The sequence below is a fragment of the Kitasatospora sp. NPDC085464 genome (assembly GCF_044541955.1).
Taxonomy (GTDB): domain Bacteria; phylum Actinomycetota; class Actinomycetes; order Streptomycetales; family Streptomycetaceae; genus Kitasatospora.
Genome location: NZ_JBITTM010000049.1, coordinates 1 through 18,434, shown reverse-complemented (window position 1 = coordinate 18,434; position 18,434 = coordinate 1). Strand labels below are relative to the sequence as shown.

13 protein-coding genes and 1 pseudogene are annotated in these 18,434 nt (G+C 72.2%); 8 read left to right on the top strand and 6 right to left on the bottom strand.

Annotated features, from left to right (window positions below):
* Positions 1 to 125 precede the first annotated feature (125 nt).
* From ACIGG8_RS33940 to ACIGG8_RS33920, 5 genes are all read right to left on the bottom strand, one after another.
* Entirely contained in the window at positions 126 to 1,091 is a 966-nt protein-coding gene (locus ACIGG8_RS33940; RefSeq protein WP_396552484.1) for a LuxR C-terminal-related transcriptional regulator, read from the bottom strand.
* On the bottom strand, positions 1,084 to 2,064 hold the full coding sequence (locus ACIGG8_RS33935) for a LuxR C-terminal-related transcriptional regulator (protein WP_396552483.1): 981 nt from the start codon (positions 2,062 to 2,064) through the stop codon (positions 1,084 to 1,086). Before ACIGG8_RS33935 ends, ACIGG8_RS33940 begins: the two co-directional genes overlap by 8 nt.
* On the bottom strand, positions 2,057 to 2,989 hold the full coding sequence (locus ACIGG8_RS33930; protein ID WP_396552482.1) for a LuxR C-terminal-related transcriptional regulator: 933 nt from the start codon (positions 2,987 to 2,989) through the stop codon (positions 2,057 to 2,059). Before ACIGG8_RS33930 ends, ACIGG8_RS33935 begins: the two co-directional genes overlap by 8 nt.
* Positions 2,979 to 3,974, bottom strand: a complete 996-nt coding sequence (locus ACIGG8_RS33925) for a LuxR C-terminal-related transcriptional regulator (RefSeq protein ID WP_396552481.1) — start codon at positions 3,972 to 3,974, stop codon at positions 2,979 to 2,981. Before ACIGG8_RS33925 ends, ACIGG8_RS33930 begins: the two co-directional genes overlap by 11 nt.
* Positions 3,975 to 4,745: 771 nt before the next feature.
* Positions 4,746 to 5,858, bottom strand: coding sequence for a TDT family transporter (locus ACIGG8_RS33920; protein WP_396552480.1), 1,113 nt, complete (start codon positions 5,856 to 5,858; stop codon positions 4,746 to 4,748).
* Between the two features lie 71 nt (positions 5,859 to 5,929).
* Here ACIGG8_RS33920 and ACIGG8_RS33915 point away from each other — a divergent pair, with 71 nt between their 5' ends.
* Both ACIGG8_RS33915 and clpB read left to right on the top strand, forming a co-directional pair.
* Complete coding sequence (locus tag ACIGG8_RS33915) at positions 5,930 to 6,886, top strand: LysR family transcriptional regulator (protein WP_396552479.1); 957 nt, start codon at positions 5,930 to 5,932, stop codon at positions 6,884 to 6,886.
* 72 nt (positions 6,887 to 6,958) lie between these two features.
* The gene (clpB, locus tag ACIGG8_RS33910) at positions 6,959 to 9,565 is read left to right on the top strand and encodes an ATP-dependent chaperone ClpB (RefSeq protein WP_396552478.1); all 2,607 of its coding nucleotides are present in this window, start codon (positions 6,959 to 6,961) and stop codon (positions 9,563 to 9,565) included.
* 102 nt (positions 9,566 to 9,667) lie between these two features.
* On the opposite strand, the gene ACIGG8_RS33905 is transcribed toward clpB, so the two are convergent.
* A complete protein-coding gene (locus ACIGG8_RS33905) occupies positions 9,668 to 9,952 on the bottom strand; it encodes a helix-turn-helix domain-containing protein (RefSeq protein WP_396552477.1) in 285 nt (94 codons plus the stop codon).
* A gap of 422 nt (positions 9,953 to 10,374) precedes the next feature.
* Here ACIGG8_RS33905 and ACIGG8_RS33900 point away from each other — a divergent pair, with 422 nt between their 5' ends.
* The 6 genes and pseudogenes from ACIGG8_RS33900 (at position 10,375) to ACIGG8_RS33875 (ending at position 17,381) form a co-directional block, all read left to right on the top strand.
* On the top strand, positions 10,375 to 10,932 hold the full coding sequence (locus tag ACIGG8_RS33900; protein WP_350519646.1) for a YbjN domain-containing protein: 558 nt from the start codon (positions 10,375 to 10,377) through the stop codon (positions 10,930 to 10,932).
* A gap of 155 nt (positions 10,933 to 11,087) precedes the next feature.
* On the top strand, positions 11,088 to 11,552 hold the full coding sequence (locus ACIGG8_RS33895) for an adenylate cyclase (RefSeq protein WP_350519645.1): 465 nt from the start codon (positions 11,088 to 11,090) through the stop codon (positions 11,550 to 11,552).
* A 102-nt stretch (positions 11,553 to 11,654) separates the two neighbouring features.
* A pseudogene (locus ACIGG8_RS33890) lies at positions 11,655 to 12,410 on the top strand (aminotransferase class I/II-fold pyridoxal phosphate-dependent enzyme); the annotation flags it as partial.
* A 144-nt stretch (positions 12,411 to 12,554) separates the two neighbouring features.
* Positions 12,555 to 13,328 carry a DUF4365 domain-containing protein gene (locus ACIGG8_RS33885; protein ID WP_396552476.1) on the top strand — a complete coding sequence of 258 codons (774 nt, stop codon included), beginning with the start codon at positions 12,555 to 12,557 and terminating at the stop codon, positions 13,326 to 13,328.
* A 409-nt stretch (positions 13,329 to 13,737) separates the two neighbouring features.
* Positions 13,738 to 15,021 carry an IS110 family transposase gene (locus ACIGG8_RS33880; RefSeq protein ID WP_396552475.1) on the top strand — a complete coding sequence of 428 codons (1,284 nt, stop codon included), beginning with the start codon at positions 13,738 to 13,740 and terminating at the stop codon, positions 15,019 to 15,021.
* Between the two features lie 2,033 nt (positions 15,022 to 17,054).
* On the top strand, positions 17,055 to 17,381 hold the full coding sequence (locus ACIGG8_RS33875) for a hypothetical protein (protein ID WP_396552474.1): 327 nt from the start codon (positions 17,055 to 17,057) through the stop codon (positions 17,379 to 17,381).
* Positions 17,382 to 18,434: the final 1,053 nt, after the last annotated feature.

The window sequence follows — 18,434 nt, the reverse complement described above, 5'->3', positions numbered from 1 at the left end:
CGGACAGTCCCTGACGAACCGGGCGATCACAGGCCGGATCCGGTCGGTCCCCGCCCCCGAAAGCGTCCCGCCGGTCGACTCCCCTCCGGCGGGACGCCGCGCGGTGGGCCCGGGGCGGATCGAGCTCAGGCATCACGGGCGCCCCTCATCTGCCAGCCCAGCTGGAACAGGGTCTCGGCGTCGTGCAGCTCGCGCAGGCGGGCGATGTGGGCGGCGACCGTCCGCTCGCTCAGGCCCAGACGGCTCGCGATCGCCCGCTGCGTGAGCCCACGGGCGAGCATGCGGCCCACCCGCTCGTGCACAGCCGGCTCGGCTGTTCCCGTGACGAGAGCAGCCCAGTTCACTCCTTCGGCCAGTTGCCAGTGCAGTTCGAAGTCCCGCACCAGGAAGTCGACCACGGCCGGGTCCTCGATGACGGCCGCACTGCTGTTGTCAGGAGCTGCGGGAATCACGGCAACTGCTCGGCCGAAGATGAACAGCCGGGTGAAAGGCACGGGCAACACTCGAATGGCGACGCCGAGTTCGGTCACCGCTGCCGCGAAAGCAACGGTCGGCGTGTCCGACAGAACGGCCGCCTCGTAGATCACCCGCATGGTGCCGCCCTTCTCCAGGTGACGGCGGTCGGAGTCGAGAGCCTCCGCCAGGTGCTCGGCCGGGCGAGCAGCTCCCGGCTGCATGGAGAGGGTCTCATTGGGATGATCGGCAAGAATCTGGGCCACGCGGTGCCGGATCTGTTCCCTCCCCGTGACGTACTGCACACCGGACGAACGGTCGCGGTGACGACGAGGCGCCGTGTCATAGGCCTGGGTCAGGTCGTCCAGCTGTTTGGGGACAAGCGCTGCCTGAGTGATCAGCCGGGCTCCCTCTGCCATGAGCTCCGCGCCGATACGTTCACCAACGGCTCGGGGGTTCACTACGGTGTAGGCCCCGTCGGCGATGTGCAGGAAGAGCAAGCCGAGGTCCGCGAGCTGCTTGACCGTCGGTTCGTCCTCGGGGCGGACCTCGCTGACACGGAGGCGCCCGCCCTCCTTGAGGATCTCCCGGTAGAGCTCCCTGGCGGCGGCGGGTAGATCGGGTACGGCGTCAGACATTGCGAGCTCCCCTCATCTGCCAGCCCAGCTGGAACAGGGTCTCGGCGTCGTGCAGCTCGCGCAGGCGGGCGATGTGGGCGGCGACCGTTCGCTCGCTCAGGCCGAGGCGGGTGGCGATGGCCCGTTGGGTGTGGCCTTGGGCGAGCAGGCGGGCCACCTGCTCGTGGACCGTCGGCGTGGCGGAACCGTTCGCGAGGGCCGCCCAGTTGACGCCTTCGGCCTGTTGCCAGAGCTGTTCGAAGGTGTCGACGACGAAGCCGACCGTCGCCGGGTCGTCGACCACGGCGGCGCTGTTGCAGTCGTCGGCGGCGGGGATGACGGCCACCGTCCGGCCGAAGACCAGGAAGCGTTTGAAGGGGACGGAGACGACCCGGGTGGTGCAGCCGAGCCCGGTGACTTCGGCTGCGAACCGGACGGTCAGCGGGTCGAGTTTGGCCGATGGCTCGTACAACGTCCTGACGGTGCCGCCGCGTTCGTGGATGCGCCGGGCGCGGTCGAGGGAGTCGGGCAGCAGCTCCGCCGGGCGGGGGCCGCCGGGCTGGGCGGTCATGATCTCGTCGGGGAACTCCTGCGCCAGCTGCTCCAGTTCGTGGCGGATGTCCTCCTTGGCGGTGAGGTAGCGCACGCCGGTGCGCGCGCTCCGCCGCTTGGGGGTCGCGTCGTAGGCGCGGGTGAGTTCGCCCATCAGCTCGGGGAGTTGTTCGGCCTCCGTGAGCAGGCGGGCGCTCTCCAGGCGGATCCCGGTGCCGATCCGCTCGGTGGCGACCCGCGGGTCGACCGCGCTGTAGGCGGCGTCCTGCAACTGCGGTACCAACAGGCCGAGTTCCACCAACCGCCGGAGGGCGGACTCGTCCTCCGCCCCGATGTCGGCGATCGGGACGCGGCCGCCCTCGCGCAGGATCGCGAGGTAGAGCTCGCGGGCGGCCGGGTCCGGGAGGGCGGCGGCGAGGTGGGTGGAGGGGGCGTCAGTCATGGTGCTCCCCGCGCAGGCGCCAGCCGAGGTGGAAGAGGGTGTCGGCGCCGTAGCGGTCGCGGAGGCGGGAGATGTGGGCGGCGACGGTGCGTTCGCTGAGGCCGAGGCGGGTGGCGACGGCGCGCTGGGTGAGGCCGCGGGCGAGCAGGCGGCCGATGCGGACGGTGGTGGGGTGCGGGGGGTCGAGGTGGCGGTCGGCGGGGGCGGCGCGGGCCCAGTCGCGTTCGAAGTGGGCGACCAGGTGGGCCACGACGGCGGGGTCGGTGAGGAAGGTGGCGCGGCTGCGGTCGTCGGAGGCGGGGACGACGGCCGTCCTGCGGTCGAAGACGAGCAGCCGGTCGTACGGTTCGGCGAGGAGCCGGACCCGGGCGCCCTGGCGGGTGCGGAGGGCAATCTGGCGGCGGACGTCGTGGTCGGCGAGGGCGGCCGGCTGGTAGACGGTGCGCAGTGAGCAGCCGCGGCGGAGCAGGGAGAGGTCCTGGGCGAGGGCCATCCGCAGGCCGTCGACCGGGCGGGGGCCGGGTTGCGCGGCCAGGACTTCTTCCCGGCATTCCGAGATGAGTTCGGAGATGCGCTGGCGGATGTCGACGTGGCCGTCGATGCGGACGGCGTCGCCGCGCGGTCCGTCCGGTCGGCGGACGGCGTCGTAGGCGAGGGCGAGCGGGGCGAGGGCGCCCGGGAGCTGTTCGGCGTACTGGAGCAGCCGGGTGGCGCGGGTGCGCAGTTCGGTGCCGATGCGGTCGCCGAGGGCTCGCGGGTTGGCGGCGGTCCAGCCGGTGGCGGAGGCGGTGAGGAGGCCGCGGGCGACGAGGGCGGCGAAGGCGGGACGGTCGGCGGGGGCGAGGTGTTCGGGGTGCAGCCGGCCGCCGGCCCGGACGGCGGTGAGGTAGAGGGCCCGCTCGGCCGGGCCGGGCTCATCGGTCATCGCGGGCGCCTCTCATCAGCCAGCCGAGCTGGAAGAGGGTCTGGGCGCCGTAGCGGTCGCGGAGGCGGGAGATGTGGGCGGCGACGGTGCGTTCGCTGAGGCCGAGGCGGGTGGCGACGGCGCGCTGGGTGAGGCCGCGGGCGAGCAGGCGGCCGACCCGGTCGGGGATGGTGCGGGCGGGGCCCTGGCCGAGGGCGGCGGCGGCTTCGGTGGTGTCGGCGCGCGCCCAGTCGCGTTCGAAGGTGCCGACCAGGAAGGTGATGGTGGCCGGGTCGCTGATGAAGGCGGCGGTGCTGTTGTCGTCGCTGGCGGAGATCACGGCGACGGTCCGGTCGAAGACGATGAGCCGCTGGAAGGGTTCGTCGAGGACGCGGATGAGGGAGCCGTGCCGGGTGACCTCCTCGGCGTAGGCGAGGGCGGGCGGCTCGGCGAGGGCGACCGGCTGGTAGATGGTGCGCAGCGAGCAGCCGCGCTGGAGGAGCTGGACGTCCTGGCGGACGGCGACCTGCAGGGTGTCGGCGGGGCGGTGGCCCGGCTGGGCGGTGAGGACCTCGAAGCGGCAGTCGGAGACCAGTTGGGAGATCCGCTGGCGGATGTGGACGTGCCCTTCGACGTGGACGGCTCCGCCGGACCGGCCGGAGGGGCGGGGCATGGCGTCGTAGGCGCGGGTGAGGCCGTCCAGGGCGCCGGGGAGGCTCTCGGCGCGGACCAGGAGCCGGGTGGCCTCGCTGCGGAGTTCGGCGCCGAGCCGGTCGCTGACCGAGCGGGGGCTGACGGCGGTGTAGCAGCGGTCCATCGGGTTGACCATCAGCAGGCCGATGTCGATGAGCTGTTGGAGGGCGGCCCGGTCGGTGTCCGTGACCCCTGCGCAGGGGATGCGGCCGCCTTCGGCGATGATCGCCAGGTACAGCCGGCGGGCGGCTTCGTCGGGCTCCTCGATCACGGGCGCCGCCTGGTGCGGCGCGACCGCCGGTTCAGCCGTCACGTCGCACTCTCCCTGCCGGACGCGTGTGCCTGGTGTTGCCCGCGCCACCCCGCCGGCCCGCCGCGCGAGCCGCCCGAGCTTCGCGGGTACCGGTCGTCGGCCGGTTGCCGGTTGCCGGGCGCTCACGGTACCGGGTGCCGGTACGGCGTGATCATGCGGTCCGGCGGTCACGGTATCCGTCGTGACGGCGGGCCCCCGGGTCCGGGTGCCGTCGCACACCGGGTTGTCCGGGGGCCGCCGTCCGCACGCCAATGCCACGGCGCTTCCGTCGAGGCGGAGCAGCAACGCCTCGACGGCTCCGGTTCCGGGGGCCATCACCACACATGGTCCCCGGCCGGCGCTCTTCCCCCCCGTTCCACTGGCGCGGGATTGGTGCGCCTGCGGTCAGTTCCGAAGAGCAAGTCGCCACCATCGGGCTGCGGTTGCCCGGACGACTTGGCGTGTCTCCACCATCACAGCGTGACGGCCGGTGAACAAGTGCCGCCCGAGTGCATGTTCGCGCAATTGCAGCTATCTGCACCGCGGGGCGGGCACGGGGAGGCGGGCGGCGGGGCGGGTTCCGGTAAAGGCCGAGGCCAGCGGGGGGTACGGGTGGCGCCCGGCGGTACCGCCGGTTGGCTGTGCACGGTCAGAGTGCGGGTGCGCATTCCTGCAGCGGCCTCATGGTCCTGAGCTGCATGTCTACGCGCGGTGACCATCAGACCCCGCCCGGCCGCGCCGTTCGGCCGCCCACGACCACCCCGTCCGCCCGCCCCGCCCGGTCCGGTGGCCTCAGCGCGCCAGCAGCCGCCCGCGCGCCAGCCCGGCCGCGGTACCGCCCGCCGCGAGCGCCCAGGCGAGCGCCAGCAGCAGGTACAGCCCGGCGGCCAGCGCGGTGAAGCCCCCGAACCCGGTGTGCCGGGCGAGCGCGGAGGCGCCGGTGACGCAGGTGCCGATCGGGAAGGTGTACGCCCACCAGGTCATCGCGAAGGGCATCCCGGCCCGGCGGGCCCGCAGGTTGGCGGCGAGCGCGACGGCCAGCCAGAGCACGGCGACCCCGATCACCGCGACGCCGTACAGCTCGGCGAGGTCCAGCATGACGGGCGCCAGTGCGGGCAGCACCGGGCGGGCGGCGTCGGCGAGCTGGTGGACGGCGGTGACGGACTGGCCGAGCGGGCCGAGCACCAGGAAGAGGGAGGGGGTGAGCACCAGGGTCGGCAGCTTGCTGTGGAGCAGGCCGGTGAACACCACCGGCAGCAGCACCAGGGTGGCCGGCAGCCCGATCCCGAACAGCGCGCAGCACGCGTACAGCATGGCCTGCTGCGGCGCTCCGGAGGGCAGGTGCGGGACCAGCACCGGTCCGCAGGCGGAGGCGACCAGCGGGGCGACCACCGGCAGCAGCCAGGTCGGGTTGGCCTCCAGGGCGGAGAGCCGGTGCCGGGTGATCATCAGGTACGGGATGCCGCCGGCGACGGCCAGCGCGTACAGGGTGCCGACGCCCCACAGCACGGCGTCGACGGCGACCGCCGGGCCGGTGCCGATGACCCGGGAGCCGAGCAGCACCGTCCCGAGGCCGACCGCGAGCACGGCCATCGGCGGACAGCCGTAGAAGACGGCGGTGGCCGGGGTGTCCAGCAGCTGGGCGCGGGCGGCCCCGCGGTGCCGGGTGAGGTGGACCAGCCGGGCCGAGGCCAGCACCAGCAGGGCGGCCAGGCCGAGCGCCCACATCACCTCGCCGAAGCCGATCAGCCCGGGCAGTCGCACCGGCAGGACGGCGGCGCCGTTGCCGAGGATCGCAGTGCCCATCACGGCGGCGTACCAGTTGGGGCCGAGCTGGGCCAGGTCGTACCGGGAACGGCGGGCGGAAGGGCGGGTGAGGAGGCGGGGTTCGGCCAAGGTGGACATGTTCCCCACCATCGGTCCGAAGGCCGGCCGGCGGTAGCGCCGAGGATCCTATGGGGGCATAGCCTGGACCTATGGCACTCTCCCCGCGCGTCCCCGAACTCGGCGCCCTGGAACTGCTGCTCGCGGTGGCCCGGCTGGGCAGCGTCGGACGGGCGGCGGCCGAGCTGGGCGTCAGCCAGCCCACCGCCAGCGCCCGGATCAAGGGCATGGAACGGCAGATCGGCGTCCCGCTGCTGGACCGCTCGCCCCGGGGGAGCAAGCCGACCCAGGCGGGCCGGCTGGTGGTCGAGTGGGCCCGGCAGGTGGTGGAGGCGGCGCAGGCGCTGGACGCCGGGATCGACGCGCTGCGCGAGCGGCGGGACGCCAAGCTGCGGGTGGTGGCCAGCCTGACCGTCGCCGAGTACCTGATGCCGGGCTGGCTGATGGGGCTCGCCGAGGCCAGTCCGGGCACCGCGGTGACGCTGCGGACGGCGAACTCGGCCGAGGTCGCCGGGCACGTCCTGGCCGGGGACGCCGACCTCGGCTTCGTCGAGGGCCCGGCCACCCCGCCCGGGCTGGCCGGCGCGGTGGTGGCGGCCGACCGGCTGGTGGTCGTGGTGGCGCCCGGCCACCCGTGGGCGCGCCGCCGCACCCCGCTGACCGGGCCCGAGCTGGCGGCCACCCCACTGGTGCTGCGCGAGCCCGGCTCGGGCACCCGGGAGGTGCTGGAGACGGCCCTGCGGCCGTTCGGGGGCGCCGCACAGCCCCGGCTCGAACTGGCCTCGTCCACCGCGCTGAAGTCGGCGGCGATGACCGGGGCGGGGCCGGTCTGCCTGAGCGAGCTGGCGGTGGTGGAGGAGCTGGCGACCCGTCGGCTGGTCGAGGTGCCGCTGGAGGCGGGACTGGACCTGCGGCGGCCGCTGCGCGCGGTGTGGCCGGCCGGGCAGCGGCCGGGCGGCCCGGCCCGGGAGCTGCTGGTGCTGACCCGCCGGAGCATCCCCGAGCGTTCGGCCGGAAGTCGCCCCCGGGACGGCTTCACGGAAGGTTGAGCGGAATAGACTCAACTTAGTGCATGCTGTAGGTATCAGAAGTGCAGGACGACGAGGGAGGACCCCCCAGCAGTGGACGCCAGCAAGTTCACCACCAAGACGCAGGACGCCCTGTCCGCCGCGATCCGGCAGGCGGGCGCGGCCGGCAACCCGGACGTCAAGCCGGTGCACATCCTGATCGCCCTGCTGGAGCAGCCCGAGGGCATCGCCCGGCCCCTGCTGGAGGCGGTCGGGGCGGACGTCGCCCGGGTCGGCTCCGAGGCCCGCCGCCAGTCGGCCGCGCTGCCCAGCGCGATGGGCTCGACGGTCGCCGCCCCCCAGCTCGCCCGGGACACCCTCGCGGTGCTCACCGAGGCCGGCAAGCGCGCGGACGACCTGGACGACCAGTACGTCTCCACCGAGCACCTGATGGTCGGCCTGGCCGCCGAGGGCGGTCCGGTCGCCGAGCTGCTGGTGCAGCAGGGCGCGACGCCGAAGGCCCTGCTCGCCGCGTTCAAGGACGTCCGCGGCAGCGGCAAGGTCACCTCGCCGGACCCCGAGGGCACCTACAAGGCCCTGGAGAAGTACGGCACCGACCTCACCCAGGCCGCCCGGGACGGCAAGCTCGACCCGGTCATCGGCCGCGACCACGAGATCCGCCGGGTGGTCCAGGTGCTCTCCCGCCGGACCAAGAACAATCCGGTGCTGATCGGTGAGCCGGGCGTCGGCAAGACCGCCGTGGTCGAGGGCCTGGCGCAGCGCATCGTGGCCGGCGACGTGCCCGAGTCGCTGCGCGGCAAGCGGCTGGTCGCGCTGGACCTCGGCGCGATGGTCGCGGGCGCCAAGTACCGCGGCGAGTTCGAGGAGCGGCTGAAGGCCGTCCTGAACGACATCAAGGCCTCCGACGGCCGGGTCGTCACCTTCATCGACGAGCTGCACACCATGGTCGGCGCGGGCGCGGGCGGCGACTCCGCGATGGACGCGGGCAACATGCTCAAGCCGATGCTGGCCCGCGGCGAGCTGCGGATGGTCGGCGCCACCACGCTGGACGAGTACCGCGAGCGGATCGAGAAGGACCCCGCCCTGGAGCGCCGCTTCCAGCAGGTGCTGGTCGGCGAGCCCAGCGTGGAGGACTCGATCGCCATCCTGCGCGGCCTCAAGGGCCGGTACGAGGCGCACCACAAGGTGCAGATCTCGGACGCCGCCCTGGTCGCCGCGGCCACCCTGTCCAACCGCTACATCACCTCCCGCTTCCTGCCCGACAAGGCGATCGACCTGGTCGACGAGGCGGCCTCCCGGCTGCGGATGGAGATCGACTCCTCCCCGGTCGAGATCGACGAACTCCAGCGCGCCGTCGACCGGTTGCGGATGGAGGAGCTGGCCCTGGAGAAGGAGTCGGACCCGGCCTCGGTCGACCGGCTCGCCCGGCTGCGGCGCGATCTCGCCGACAAGAACGAGCAGTTGAGCGTGCTCACGGCGCGCTGGGAGCAGGAGAAGAAGAGCCTCAACCGGGTCGGCGAGCTCAAGGAGCGGCTGGACGACCTGCACGGCGCGCTCGAACGCGCCCAGCGCGACGGGGACTTCGAGCGGGCCTCCAAGCTGATGTACGCCGAGATCCCGGCCGCCGAGACGGAGCTCACCGACGCCCAGGAGCGCGCCGCCGACCAGGACGCGTCCGCCTCCATGGTCAAGGAGGAGGTCGGCCCGGACGACGTGGCCGACGTGGTCGCCTCCTGGACGGGCATCCCGGCCGGCCGCCTGCTGGAGGGCGAGAGCGCCAAACTCCTGCGTATGGAGGAGGAGTTGGGCAAGCGCCTGATCGGCCAGGCGGAGGCCGTGCAGGCCGTCTCGGACGCGGTGCGGCGCACCCGCTCCGGCATCGCCGACCCGGACCGCCCGACCGGTTCCTTCCTCTTCCTCGGCCCGACGGGTGTCGGCAAGACCGAACTCGCCAAGGCCCTCGCCGACTTCCTGTTCGACGACGAGCGGGCGATGGTCCGGATCGACATGAGCGAGTACGGCGAGAAGCACTCGGTCTCCCGCCTGGTCGGCGCCCCGCCCGGGTACGTCGGCTACGAGGAGGGCGGCCAGCTCACCGAGGCGGTCCGCCGCCGCCCGTACAGCGTCGTGCTGCTGGACGAGGTGGAGAAGGCGCACCCGGAGGTCTTCGACGTCCTGCTCCAGGTGCTGGACGACGGGCGGCTCACCGACGGCCAGGGCCGCACGGTGGACTTCCGCAACGCCATCCTGATCCTCACCTCCAACCTGGGCAGCCAGTACCTGGTCGACCCGAGCACCCCGGAGGCCGAGAAGCGGGAGCTGGTGCTGGGCGCCGTCCGGGCCGCGTTCAAGCCGGAGTTCCTCAACCGGCTGGACGACATCGTGGTCTTCGACCCGCTGGGCACCGGCGAGCTGAGCCGGATCGTCGACCTGCAGGTGGCCCGCCTCGGCGAGCGGCTGAACGAGCGGCGGCTCACCCTGGAGGTCTCCGCGGCCGCCCGCGACTGGCTGGCGCTGACGGGCTACGACCCGGCGTACGGCGCCCGCCCGCTGCGCCGGCTGGTGCAGTCCGCGATCGGCGATCAGCTGGCCCGGGCGATCCTGTCCGGCGCGGTGCACGACGGGGACACCGTCCTGGTCGAGCTCGACGAGGAGGGCGACCGCCTCACCGTCCGCGGCCGGGGGCCGCTGGAGAAGTAGTGCCGCGCGCGGGCCGCTCCCGTCCACCCGGACGGGGGCGGCCCGCGCAGCCGTGTCCGGCCGGCCGGGCCCCGTACGTACGGCCGGCCGCGGCGCCCGCCGTCAGTCGGCGGCGCCCCGCCGCTGCCGCCGCCTCGACCGGTCCCGCCAGCTGCGCGCCAGCCGGTGCAGCTCGGCCCCCTGCGCCTCCGGCAGGTTCCAGGTCTGGGTCAGCAGCCGCAGGGTCGAGACCCGCGGGCAGGACACGCCCCGCTCCAGGTCCCGGATCGACCGCACGCTCAACCCCGTGGCGTCACCCAGTTGCTCCTGCGTCATCCCCCGGTCCAGCCGGATGGTCCGCAGCAGTGCCCCGAGCGATGCCCCCTCCCCCGTCACCGTTCCGTCCATGTGTTCCCCCCTCGACTCGGAACAGCTCAACTTGCCCTTGCAGAACGGGCTTTGTGTGAAGCGAGTTCCATCGCACGCTAACCGCATCCGGCCCGCCCGGCAGGCGAACCCGTGCGCCGGGCGCGTGACGTGGCTCACTCAAGCGCCGCCGCGCGGCCCGTCGCACCGACCGGACACCCTCCGTGACCGGCGCCCGCCGTGACCCCTCCGCGAGCCCCGTCGCGAGCCCCGTCGCGAGCCGTGTCAGGAGACCCGCCGGGAGCCTCCCCGAGCCCCGCGGCAGACCCCCGAACAGCGCCGCGGCGAAGATCGACGCGCCCCCGGGTGCCCCTGTGAGCGGAGCCCCGAATGAGGCAGGATGGGAGGTGGAAAGGGCGGCCTCTCATTGCCGGCCACCACGTGCACTGAGGAAGAGGACCCCCATGAGCATCGACCCGTCGTCCATCCCGTCCTTCGGCGCGCCCCAGGGCGGACAGCCCGGCGGCCAGGGCGGGCAGCCGGCCGGCCCCCCGCCGATCATCGTGCCGGACCAGAGCCTGGTCGCCCAGCTGCTCGACCAGATGCAGCTCAAGCACGTCGTGGACGAGGAGGGCGACCTCACCGCCCCCTGGGAGGGCTTCCGCGTCTACTACATGTTCCGCGGCGACCAGAAGGAGCTCTTCGCGGTCCGTGCCTTCTACGACCGCGCGTACCCGCTGGAGAAGAAGGGCGAGGTCCTCGACCTGATCGACGAGTGGAACCGCGAGACCCTCTGGCCCAAGGTCTACACCCACACCCACGAGGACGGCGTCGTCCGCCTGATCGGCGAGGCCCAGATGATCGTCGGCCACGGCGTCAACCTGGACTACTTCGTGACCACCACCGCCAACTGGACCCAGGCCGCGGTCGGCTTCGAGCAGTGGATCGTCGAGCGCCTGGGCCTGCAGAACGAGATCGAGGGCGAGGACGGCGAGGCCCCCGAGGGCACCGACGAGGCCTGATCCCTCCCCGGCACCGTCCGGTACGGCCCGCCCGGCGCTCGCGCCGGTGGCGGGCCGTGCCCGTTCCCGGCCCCCGACCCCCGTCCCTGGGCCCGGTCCGGGCCTTCCGGCGCAGGTACGCGGACGACGGCACGTGGACGAGGAGGGTCACGGTCATGGGCGTGGAGATCGAGCGGAAGTACCTGGCGGACCGGCCGGAGCTGGAGCCCGCGGCGCCCGCCGGCGAGCGCATCCTCCAGGGGTACGTGGCGCTCGGCCCGAAGGAGGTCCGGTTGCGGCGCCACGGCGAGCGCTGCTTCCTCACCGTGAAGGAGGGCTCGGGCCTCGTCCGCACGGAGCTGGAGGTCGAGCTCTCCGCGGAGCAGTTCAGCGAACTGTGGCCCGCCACGGACGGCGCCCGGCTGGAGAAGACCAGGACGCCCGTGCCGCTCGGTCCGACCACCGCCTACCTGGACGTGTACGCCGGCCCGCTGCAGGGCCTGCGCACCGTCGAGGTGGAGTTCGACTCGCCCGCCGAGGCGGAGGCGTTCGAGCCCCCGGCCTGGTTCGGGGAGGAGATCACCGGACAGGACCGCTACCGTAACCAGGCCCTGGCCGTCCGCGGTTCGTCGGCGCCGTGACGTAGCGCTCGACCGGGTCGAACGACACGGGCCGACGGTCTTGTTCGCGCGTCCGCCCGCCCCGGAGGATGGACCCCACCGACGAGCCACGAGGAGCCGGGCATGAGTGCGAGGCCGCTGTTGAACCGCCGACTGGCGGGCATGGGAACGACGATCTTCGCGGAGATGTCCGCCCTGGCCACGGCCACCGGCTCGATCAACCTCGGCCAGGGCTTCCCGGACACGGACGGGCCCGAGGAGGTCCGCGAGGCAGCCGTCCGGGCCCTGCGCGAGGGCCGCGGCAACCAGTATCCGCCCGGCCCCGGCATCCCCGAGCTGCGCACCGCGATCGCCGAGCACCAGCAGCGCTTCCACGGCCTCGGGTACGACCCCGACACCGAGGTGCTGGTCACCGCAGGTGCCACCGAGGCCATCGCCGCCACCCTGCTGGCCCTGCTGGAGCCCGGCGACGAAGTGATCGCCCTCGAACCCTTCTACGACTCCTACGCCGCCTGCATCGCCATGGCCGGCGCCACCCGCCGCCCGCTCACCCTGCGGGCCCCGGACTTCCGCCCCGACCTCGACGAGCTGCGCGCCCTGATCACCCCGCGCACCCGGCTGCTGCTGATCAACACCCCGCACAACCCCACCGGCACCGTCCTGACCTCCGACGAGCTGACGGCCATCGCCGAACTGGCCGTCGAGCACGACCTGCTGGTGGTCACCGACGAGGTCTACGAGCACCTGGTCTTCGGCGCCACCCACCACCCGATGGCCGCCCTGCCCGGCATGCGCGACCGCACCGTCACCATCTCCTCCGCCGGCAAGACCTTCTCCTTCACCGGCTGGAAGGTCGGCTGGGTCAAGCCCTCTTCGCCTACCTATTCATTGGCTAGCTGAGCACGACCCGCTGTCTCCCCACCTGGTGGTCATCAAGCTCAGGTTGGCGAGCCGGTACTCCACAAACTCATCCCGCTCGTCAGTGGCGCTAAGTAAGGTGTCGGTGACCAGGGAGGGGGTCACATGGCATCTGTCCGACCAAGTCGGCGAGTCGAGCGGGCAGGCGTGAACGCGCTACGCACCCTCCTTGAAGACCACGAGCACATCGTCCAGGAGATCGACGGTGGCAACGATCACGGCGAAGACATGCATGTGCTCCTGACTCGCAACGGCCGTAGGACAGGACACGTAGTCGCGATCCAGGTCAAGAGCGGCAAGAAGTACAAGCGGGCCAATGGGTATGCCATTCCCGTAGAGGATCACTATCACGACTGGAAAGAAAGTCGAATCCCGGTCCTCGGAGTGGTACACGACATGGAATCTGGCCGCCTCTTCTGGGTGAACCTTACACGCCGACTTAACCTTCCCGGAGAAGCCCCAAAATGGGTCCAGATCCCCGCCGATTCCGAACTGGCCACGGAAAGCATCCGAGGATTCGTCGCAGAAATTGAAATGTACATCGATAGTGAAGGGATGAGAATTCGCGGGGCCACGAAAGAGGAGACATTCGCAGGAGCCGCCCAAGCCCGACTCGGCAAATATGAGCCCAGGTCGACAGACGTCGCCAACCCTCTCTATGAGGGGATGGCCGAGATTGCGCTACGACACGAAGACAAGATCAAACGCTTCGCCCGCGAGTACCTACGGATCATTCCCCTGCTGATCCTCGTAGGGATCATGATCTTTGAGTATCCCTACCAGGTGCGCTTCGTAAATAATTACGGTAGTGGCGTGCCGCCAACCCCATGGATCATGGGCCTCTATAGCTTCATCTTCTACATGGCCCTAACCCTCTAATCCGATGTGAAGGCGGCCGGATCCCGAGTGGGGCTCCGGGCTGTCTGGTGTGACGGACACCTGATCATCTGGCGGCCCTATGAGGCCTTCAGAGAGAGCGGTGCGGTCACGGTGGTGGGTTTCGCGGTGGTCGCGTGGGTGCCGGGCTGATGCCTGGACAACCCTTGACCTGCAAGGTCCGTAAAGAAGAGCGGCGCGGTCCGGCACCTTCGGACCGCCGCGAAACCCACCGGTGATCGTGTTTCCGTGGTCGTGGCGCGAGCCCGTTCCAGGGCTGACCCCTTGTTGATCTCCGCGAGCCTTCGAGCTCTGGTACAGACGGGGGCCCCTGGGGCGCGCTGGTGTCATGAACGGCTACTGAGATGGCGGACCAAAGAGTCCTGGGATTAGGGCGCCGCGTGACCCGCACGTGCTCGTGACCTGCATAAATAGGCAACGTTGGGAGAGTCGGTTGAAGATCTTCTGCGGTATTGACTGGGCCGAGTCGCACCACGACGTCGCCCTGGTCGACGACACCGGCGAACTGCTGGCCAAGCGCCGGATCACCGACGACGCGGCTGGCTACCGCCTGCTGCTCGACCTGCTCTCCGAGTACGGCGACAATCCCGAGACGCCCATTCCAGTGGCGATCGAGACCAATCGCGGCCTGCTGGTCGTCGCCTTGCGCACCGGCCACCGGCAGGTGTTCGCGATCAACCCGCTCGCCGCCTCCCGCTACCGCGACCGGCACGGCGTCTCCCGCAAGAAGTCCGACCCCGGCGACGCCCTGGTCCTGGCGAACATCCTGCGCACCGACATGCCCATGCACCGGCCGCTGCCGACCGACTCCGACCAGGGCCGGGCCGTCACCGTATTGGCCCGCGCCCAACAGGATGCCGTCTGGAATCGCCAGCAGCTCGGCAACCAGATCCGCTCGCTCCTGCGCGAGTACTACCCGGCCGCCCTGGAGGCCTTCCAGAGCAAGCCGGGCGGCCTGGCCCGGCCGGAAGCCCGCGCTGTGCTCGCCGTGGCCCCGACCCCGGCCCGGGCGGCGAGGCTCTCCCTGGCCCAGCTGCGGGCCGCGCTCAAGCGCGCCGGCCGCCAGCGCGGCATCGACGCCGAGGCCGAACGGCTCCGCGACATCTTCCGGGCCGACCACGCCCGCCATCCCGAGGCGGTCGAGGCCGCCTTCGGCCATCAACTGCTCGCCCTGCTGAAGCAGTTCGACGCGGCCTGCCAGGCCGGTGACGACCTTGCTGAGGCGGTCGAGGCCGCCTTCCTGGAGCACCCGGACGCCGAGATATACCTCAGCTTCCCTGGCCTCGGCGTCCAGCTTGGCGCCCGGATCCTGGCGGAGATCGGCGACGACCGGACCCGGTTCGCCGATGCCCGCGGCCTGAAGGCCTACGCCGGCTCTGCCCCGATCACCCGGGCATCCGGCAAGAAGAGCTACGTCGGCCGCCGCATGGTGAAAAACAACCGGCTCATGCACGCCGGGTTCCTCTGGGCCTTCTCCTCTCTCCAGGCATCTCCGGGGGCCAACGCCCACTACCGTCGCCGACGCGAGCACGGGGACTGGCACGCCGGCGCTCAGCGCAACCTCCTGAACCGCCTGCTGGGCCAGCTCTTCCACTGCCTTCAGAACCGTCTGCTGTTCGACGAGAACCACGCCTTCGCCTCCCCTCTCACGTCATCGATCACGTCTGCTGCTTGACTCCTTAGCTCCCTGAGATGTCTTCTGCGCGCCCCTGTCCTCCTGGTGGTGGGGGTGGGGTGGTGGTGCGCTGTCGGGTCGGGTGGCCTGCGGCGCTGGCTGGCGGGCCCTGCCCGGCTGCCTCGCGGCCTTCGTGGTCCCCGGCGAGTGCCGGTCCTCTCGGCTGTGCCGGCGAGTGGTTGCCCGCGCTTCAGGGGCTCGGGCTGTTCGGTCGGGGGTTCGGCTCGTGGTTCGGTACGGGGGTCCGGGGCGGGTTCGGTCCGCGGTTCGGTTCGGTCTCCGGCCGCCCCGGCCGGCCGAGGGCTGTTTCCGCAGGCCAGCCGGGGGATGGAGGGAAACTCACCGTGCCGACTTACCTTCCTGGGCCCCTGCCTGGTGGTGGTTGTGGTGGGTGGGTTGGGGCGTTGGTCGGTGTGGTCGGGCGCTGCGCTGGGCCTTGCTTCCTCGCGTCCGGCTGGTGCCGGCCGCTCGTGTTGGTGAGGTGGTCCGGGGGTCGGTCCTGGGCGGGGTGTGGGGTTGCCGTCGCTCGGGTTCCGGCGGCCCGGGGACGACAAGGCGGACAGGGGCGGGCCGCGGGTGTCCGGCGGGGGTGGGGCGCCGCCGAGCCGTGAGGGTGCCCCGCCGGGCTCATCGTGTCCGTCGTACGGCCTGGTCGCAGTGGGGGCACACGTGCGGGAGGAGGTAGGGCGGGTACCAGCGTGAGCCGGGTCCGGGCGGCTGGTACGGGTTCGCGATCATGCCGGTGGTGTCAAGGCCGCAGGCCGTCGTCGGCAGCGGGTCGCCGGGTGCGTCGGGGTGGGTGCCGGCCGCGTGCGCGACCAGCTGGTCCGGCTGTCCGGGTGCTCGATGACGACGAGGATGCCCACTACCCCACCCTGCGGCCGGAATCGGCCGGAGTGCGTCCGGGGCGCCTGCCTGCCGTCTGGGTCGCTCGGGTCGCTGTCCGGCGCCCGGGTGTGACCTGGTGGTGTTTCGGGGGTGTTTTGGTCGGTTGGGTGGTCCGGTGGTCGGGCCGGGGTGGTGTTCGGGGCCGGTGTGGGGATGGTGGCCGCTGCCTGGTTCTGTTCACGTTGCGTGTTCGTCGCACCCCGCGCGGACCCCGTGCGGGGTGGGTTCCGGGCCCGGGGAATGGTCACGGGAATTCAGGGGTGTTTTCGGGGTGTTTTTTCGCCCGCTATTCCGGTGGTATTTCCCGGGCCTCCCGGGTTCCTCCTCGGCGCTCGCGCCGCCCGTCCCGCCCTCCCCGGCCCGGCGTAGCCGGGGCCCGCGCCGTCCGTTCTCGTCGTGCCCGCCCGCCGCCCTCCCGGGTCCCTCTTCGGCGCTCGCGCCGCCCGGCCCGGCGCGCCGCTTTGGCCCGGCGCAGCCGGGGCCCGCGCTGTTCCCGCTCGACGTCCTGGCCGCCCTTCCCGCCCCCGCGCCTCGGCACCGCGGCGCCCCTGCCCCCCTGCCCGTCCCGCTCGCCGTGGTCCAGGCCCGGCCGGCCTTGCTGCGCTTGCTGGTGGTGTCCTTGTCCCCGGGGGTGGGCTGGGACAGTCCCACCCTGGTTTCCCAGGTGGCAGTGCCTCACCCGGGGCCTGGGACGTTGGGACACCCCCGCGGTGCGCGTCTCCGGCCCGGCGCACTGCACCGCCTGCTCGGCGCCCGCGCTGCCGTCCTGGCCCCGAGCCGCCCGTACCGACTCCCCGTCCTGCCCCTCCGGGGGCCGCAGGCCCCGGCCCCCGGCCAGGCGGTGCTGTCGCGCCCCCCTGTCGCGCTCGGGCCCCCCGGGGGTGCTGTCGCGTCGTTCCCAGCCCGGATGCCCCGGATCCCCCTCCCGACCCCGGATCGCGACAGCACGACACCACCCCCCGCCCCGCGCCCTGCCCCTGGCCCGGCGCAGCTGACCTGTGACAGCGAAGCCGGGACGGTTGTCATCGAAGTCGGGACAACGGCTGCTTGTGTCAGCGAATCCAGGAAGCAGCGCAGTTTGTGACAGCGAAGTCGGGAAGGACGGGGCAGGCTGCTGGCGCTCGCAGAGCGTCATACTGCACGTCGTGGATCGCGAAGACCTGATTGGTGCCCTCGAACGGCATGAGACTGATGCCGCCGGCCATGCTGCCGTGGCCCTGCGGGCTGGAGCTTCGTTCCGGGTGTGGGCCGAATCGACGGTGCCGGCCAGTCAGCTTCTCGGCATCTGGGCATGGCGGGCCCAGTGCATGGCGGAGGACGGCGTCGTCACCTACAAGGACTTCGAACGGGGATTGCCCGACCTTCGGCGTGCGGGTGACGCCCCGGTCGCCTTGGGGCGAGTAGATATCGCCGGAGACTCGCGCTTGGTCTTCCTGGCCGCCGATCTGAGCTCATGCGTCGCCGTGCTCTAGCGCTACGAGCGCGTTGACCAGGGCGTTTCCCAACTTCGCTGTCACAGAATGACGTTGTCCCAACTTCGGTGACAACCGTCCCAGCTTCGCTGTCACGGATCAGCGGGGGCCCGCCTCACCCGCCCACCACCCCCGCCCCCGCTCCCACAGGGCCGCCAGGCCCCCCGGCGCCCGTTCCTACCTCCGCCCCCAGGGGGAGCCGTAGGCGACCACCCGATCCCGCCGCCCCGGCTCCGTCCCCGCCCGCGGTGTCGCCGCAGGCGCCACCCCCTGACCACCCGCCAAGGGGGCCGCCAGGCCCCGACCCCTCGCCGAAGGCCCGCCTCTTTTCCGGGATTCCCGGACGGTGCTGTGTCCCGCGCTGCGCCCTGTTCTGTGTGGTGTTGTGATCGTGTTTCTGGTGGTGTGGTGGCTGAGAGAGGTTCACCGACGCGTGGCCGGTTATTGGGGGGATTGGTGGTGTTCGAGGTGAGGAATTATGGACCGGTGGAAGGACCGGTTCTGGTGTCGTATCAGGGTGTTTTGGGGGCGGGTACTTGGGCCTGCTCCGACAGTTCACAGTGCGAGGTTCGCCGACCCGCAATCAACCGGGAGCTGTGCCAGTATTCGAAGCACTCGCAAGGCATATCCCGGAGGCGGTCCCGCATGCCCGGTAAGGGCCGTGCCAGTGACAGTCCGGTGCGGTTCTCCCGGTGACATCCCGGCGCGTTTCCAGGGCCCGCGCTGCGCCCCCTCCCGGGCCCGCCGGGGCGGCGGTGACCGCCCCGTCCGGCGCCGCCGTCCGGGGGTGCTCCCGGGCCCTGTCCGGCCCCGGTGCCGTGCTGCGCCCCGGCGACCGGGGTACCCCGCGCCGCGCCGGCACTGGCGCTGCGACGTTGCCGGGGCGCAGCCCCGACGCCCCGCCAGGGGCGCCCTCGGCCCGGGGGTTGGTGCTGTTCAAGGGAATTCACGCCATATCGTCAACGGGCCTCACGGCGGATACCCGCCTACCCGTCAGGGGAGCGCCTTTCATCGGCAATATGCGCCACAACGTCAACGGCCCCTCATCGCACG

What these genes read in the sequence shown, in the direction of transcription:
- ACIGG8_RS33900 (WP_350519646.1), top strand. Translation starts at nt 10,375, where the DNA reads ATGAGCATCGACCCGTCGTCCATCCCGTCCTTCGGCGCGCCCCAGGGC.
- ACIGG8_RS33930 (WP_396552482.1), bottom strand. Translation starts at nt 2,989, where the DNA reads ATGACCGATGAGCCCGGCCCGGCCGAGCGGGCCCTCTACCTCACCGCC.
- ACIGG8_RS33915 (WP_396552479.1), top strand. Translation starts at nt 5,930, where the DNA reads ATGGCACTCTCCCCGCGCGTCCCCGAACTCGGCGCCCTGGAACTGCTG.
- ACIGG8_RS33905 (WP_396552477.1), bottom strand. Translation starts at nt 9,952, where the DNA reads ATGGACGGAACGGTGACGGGGGAGGGGGCATCGCTCGGGGCACTGCTG.
- ACIGG8_RS33920 (WP_396552480.1), bottom strand. Translation starts at nt 5,858, where the DNA reads ATGTCCACCTTGGCCGAACCCCGCCTCCTCACCCGCCCTTCCGCCCGC.
- ACIGG8_RS33885 (WP_396552476.1), top strand. Translation starts at nt 12,555, where the DNA reads ATGGCATCTGTCCGACCAAGTCGGCGAGTCGAGCGGGCAGGCGTGAAC.
- ACIGG8_RS33935 (WP_396552483.1), bottom strand. Translation starts at nt 2,064, where the DNA reads ATGACTGACGCCCCCTCCACCCACCTCGCCGCCGCCCTCCCGGACCCG.
- ACIGG8_RS33895 (WP_350519645.1), top strand. Translation starts at nt 11,088, where the DNA reads ATGGGCGTGGAGATCGAGCGGAAGTACCTGGCGGACCGGCCGGAGCTG.
- ACIGG8_RS33940 (WP_396552484.1), bottom strand. Translation starts at nt 1,091, where the DNA reads ATGTCTGACGCCGTACCCGATCTACCCGCCGCCGCCAGGGAGCTCTAC.